The sequence below is a fragment of the Mediterraneibacter sp. 210702-DFI.5.30 genome (assembly GCF_020560115.1).
In the GTDB taxonomy this organism is placed as follows: Bacteria; Bacillota; Clostridia; order Lachnospirales; family Lachnospiraceae; genus Mediterraneibacter; species Mediterraneibacter faecis.
Genome location: NZ_JAJCME010000092.1, coordinates 1 through 264, shown reverse-complemented (window position 1 = coordinate 264; position 264 = coordinate 1). Strand labels below are relative to the sequence as shown.

The window sequence follows — 264 nt, the reverse complement described above, 5'->3', positions numbered from 1 at the left end:
CTTGATCTTGACCCCCAATAATCTTTTGAAAACTGGCCCGCGCCTTTAAAAGCAGCTGCTCACGATGGGCAACCACCACGACGCGGCTACGTTGGGCGCTTTGAACGGCAAACGCGGCCAAATACGTTTTCCCTGTCCCCGTTGCTGAAATTACCAAGGCCCGCTTTTCACCAGCCTGGCGCAGCGCCTCAATTCGTTTGCAGGCAGCTTTTTGCATGGCATTGGGCGTAATCAGATCAGACTGACTCGTTTGCGATGCTGAGC

General features: G+C 54.2%; 1 protein-coding gene. It reads right to left on the bottom strand.

What is annotated here, in order from left to right; all coding sequences use genetic code 11:
• The coding region (locus LI126_RS14815; RefSeq protein WP_227165692.1) for a DEAD/DEAH box helicase family protein at positions 1–264 on the bottom strand (264 nt) is incomplete at both ends.